This is a genomic window from Herbaspirillum sp. B65 (genome assembly GCF_000333555.1).
Lineage (GTDB): Bacteria > Pseudomonadota > Gammaproteobacteria > Burkholderiales > Burkholderiaceae_D > Herbaspirillum > Herbaspirillum rubrisubalbicans.
The window spans coordinates 1-3,666 of sequence record NZ_BADI01001018.1 but is presented as its reverse complement, the minus strand read 5'-3'; the positions used below and the strand labels follow the sequence as shown (position 1 = coordinate 3,666).

Below are 3,666 nucleotides of genomic sequence, written 5' to 3'. Positions count from 1 at the left end.
GGCACAACTCGACCCGGGTCAGATGGGGGGGCGCCGTGGCAACGATGGGTGCCAAGCCTTGGCGGGTTTGCAAGCGCAAGCCATCGACAAGCGGAAAAACAGCGGCGCTGCAGTCTTCACGCCCACCAGCGCAGGATTGCTGCTGCCATCGAAGTTGCCGACCCATACCAGCAGGACGTAACGGCCGACCAGGCCAATGCTCCAGGCATCCCGAAACCCCAGGAAGTACCGGTCTTCCAGGCGACCGGCGGTACGGCCGGCTGGCCGGTATCGGGACGGGGATTGGTTTGCAGCATCTGCAAGGTGATGAAAGCCGCTTCCGGTGAAAGCAGGGACTTGGGCGGCGTGACCGCCGCCTGTTCAGGGTCGCGTTCCAGATAGCGCACCGCGCCCAGCCGGCCACCATTGCCCAGCATCAGGTACAAGCGCGCCAGCTCTTCCATGCTCAGTTCCCCACCACCGAGCGCCAGCGCCAGTCCATAGTGGCTGGGCGAGGCCAGCCGGGCCACGCCGGACTGCTGCAGCAATCCATACAGCCCCGGCTCCTTGAGACTGGCGGCCAGCGCTACGGCGGGGATATTGCGACTGCGCACCAAGGCCTGCTGGGCCGAGATCGGCCCGATGAAGCGGCCATCGAAATTCTCCGGGCTGAAGGGACCGAACTGGGTGGGGCCATCCTTGAGCATGGACATCGGATGGATCAGGCCTTGGTCGAGCGCCAGCGCATAGATGAAAGGCTTGAGGGTGGAACCGGGAGAACGCTTGGCCAGGGTGCCATTGACCTGCCCATCGATGGCCCGATCGAAATAATCGGCCGAGCCGACCAGCGCACGGACCCTGCCCGATTCGCGCTCCACCAGCATGGCCGCCGCATTGCTCACGCCGACCGCGCGACCACTGGCAATGAATTGCCGAATGATGCGCTCCAGCAGTGCTTGCTGCGGCAGATCGATACTGCTCCAGAGTTCACCGGAACGCTGACTACGCAACAACTGGTCGGTCACATGGGGCGCCAGGAAAGGCATCTCGGCGGTGCTATGCAATACCGGCGGCGTCTCCAGTTCACTGCGGTAGCGCTCCAGTTCGGGATGGCGTTGCAGCCAGCGCTGCAACAGGCGCCGCTGGGCCTGCAGGCGCGCCTGCGGATAGGCTGTGTCGCGCCGCTGACCGCCGCGCTTGGCGGGATTCTGCGGGATCACGGCCAGGCTCAATATCTCCGGCAAGCTCAGATGGTCGGTACGCTTGTGGAAGTAGATCAGGCTGGCCGTGGCCACTCCTTCGATGTTGCCGCCATAGGGCGCCAAGTTGAGATAGGCCTCCAGCAGCTCGGCCTTGCTGTAGCGCATTTCCAGCCACAGCGCGGCCATCATCTGTTCGAGCTTGCCCGCCAGGTGCTGGCTACGGATGCCGTAGAGGCGACGTGCCAACTGCATGGTGAGGGTGGATGCGCCCTGGCGATTGCCACTGCCATAGGTGGAACCTAAGGCCCGCATCAGGGCCAGGGGGTTGATGCCGGGATGCCAATAGAACCAGCGGTCTTCGTACATCAAGACAGCCTCGACCAGGCGTGGATCGATCTGCGACAGCGGCGTCCATACCCGGTACTGTTCATCGGCGGCCAGCGACAAGCGCAGCAATTGACCATCGCGGGCATAGATCGCCGCCGATGTAGCGCTCCACTGCCGCAAAGGCGTATGCGGCAGCAGCCGCATTCCCACCAGCAACAGCGCGAGCAACGCCAGCGGCACCAGGCAGGCACGCCAGCGCATCAATGCCGCCCGCTCTAACGCTTGGACGCGGGCGGGTTGACCGTCAACACCTGTCCTCCCACCGTGCGGGCCTGTAGATTGCGCTCGTACATCGATTCGGCATAGGCCGGTGGCACCAGGAAACGACCGCTGTTGGTGGCCTTGATACGGTAGGTGATCTCGCCGATCTGCTTGCTGGCACCGGTATAGAACAACACCCGGTCTTCCCTGACGTCGACATACTGTACCGGGGCACTGGCCGCGCTGCCAGCCAAGGAGCCCAATTGCGCCGTCGCAGTGGCCTCCTGCTGAGCATCGGACTGGTCACCAGACTCATCCGCATTGGCCGTAGCACTTGCTGGCTCGCTCTGCAGCACGGCCTCGAAACCACCGGGCAACAGATCCACCAGCGCCACGTTACCAATGGCAGCACGTTGGGTGGACACCAGCCGCAACCGCACCACCAGTTCATCGCCAACGTTGACGGTACTGGTCGGCTTGCCATCGCTGCCGAGGAATTCCCTGAACACCTGCATCCCGGAGCGCATTTCTTCCTTGGGCAAGCCACGGTCGAAGCCGCTTTCCACCACTGCATAGTAGGTATTGAGGTTATTGTCGCCAGACAAACGCAAGCTCGCAGCCTGGGCCGAGAAAGGCACACGCGGCACGAGATTGGCCGGCAAGCTCAGTGGGAGCTGCTTGCCGGCTGCATCGATTTCGACGATACCGAGCTTGGTCGCACCGGCCTGCCCCAGCGCCGTACCATAGGCATCCAGCGCCATGACCAGATAGGCGGCGGACAAGGTATTGAAGCGTCCATCGGCCACTGGCTTGACCAGGCGCTGCATCAGGGTCGGCGGCAAGGCCTTGACTCGCTGCGGGAAATGGCGGGCCAGCAGATACAGGGTCTGGGCATCATGGATGTCCGTGCTGTAATAGCCTTCGTAGGCGCCGCTGCCGGCATCGGCTGCCAGCAATTGCTGGAACTGCGAATCCATCAGTTCATCGGCCAGCTTGTTCTGCTTCTGCAATTGATAGGCTGCCGCCAAATAGCCGGCCGCCAGATCGCTGCGCCATTGTTTCGGATACTGCCTTTCCAGCGACTCCCGGATGGCAGTCAGCATGGGGGTGGTGACCACCATCTGCCGAGTCAACAGATAGGCAGCATACGCACGCACCCGCAGTTGCGCCAGATCGCCCCCCGCACCACCGGCCAGGTGGCGCAGATAATCGAGCGACTTTTGCAGCATGTCGGCCGGCACGGCTTCGCCGTGCTCGCGTGCTTCCAGCAACAGATGCGTGGCGTAGACGGAGGCAAACTCATCGGCTTGCAGCGAAGCCGTCCACAGGCCATAGCCGCCCTCCTCGTTTTGTCGGGTACGCAGGATGCCGAACGTCTCTGCCAGGCTGCGCGCTGGCAGCAATGAGGCATCCGCGCGGGCAAATTCTGGACGTTTGGAAAGCACCAGCTCGGCAACGGCCTGGCTGACCATCTGCTCGGTGCACTGGTGCGGGAAGTTGGTCAGATAGGCCGACATGCCCTGCGCCAACACCAGCGGCAATCCGGAGACGCCCACCTCCAGCGTGCGGTATTGCGGATACATCTGGCGCTTGATGGGAACGTCGAGCGTCCCTTTGAACGCGCCCGCGCTCACCAGCGTATAACGCGCCGTGGCTGGACGCACCGACAGCTCGGTAACCAGGCGGCTCTGTTTGCCACCGATGCTTGCATTGAGCTGCACAGACGCCGCGCCCAGCATGGTCTGGGCGCCATCGACCGCCCGCAGCCGGTAGCTGACCACGCCCTCTCGCCCTTCCGCTATCTTGACCTGCTGGGAAGCACCGGCCGTGCCCGCCACAAACACAAATGGGGCGACGTCTTCAAGGTCACATTGACGTTGGCATCCTTGCCTGAACC

The 3,666-nt window shown here is 63.3% G+C and carries 1 protein-coding gene and 1 pseudogene; both read right to left on the bottom strand.

Features of this window, described 5'->3' with window-relative positions; translation table 11 throughout:
- Positions 1–116 precede the first annotated feature (116 nt).
- A complete protein-coding gene (pbpC, locus tag I5W_RS23995; protein WP_252717200.1) occupies positions 117–1,769 on the bottom strand; it encodes a penicillin-binding protein 1C in 1,653 nt (550 codons plus the stop codon).
- Between the two features lie 14 nt (positions 1,770–1,783).
- Positions 1,784–3,666: pseudogene (locus I5W_RS23990) on the bottom strand (MG2 domain-containing protein); the annotation flags it as partial.

Bases quoted from the DNA above. Each gene is read 5' to 3' on its own strand.
- pbpC (WP_252717200.1), bottom strand. From the start codon at position 1,769: ATGCGCTGGCGTGCCTGCCTGGTGCCGCTGGCGTTGCTCGCGCTGTTG.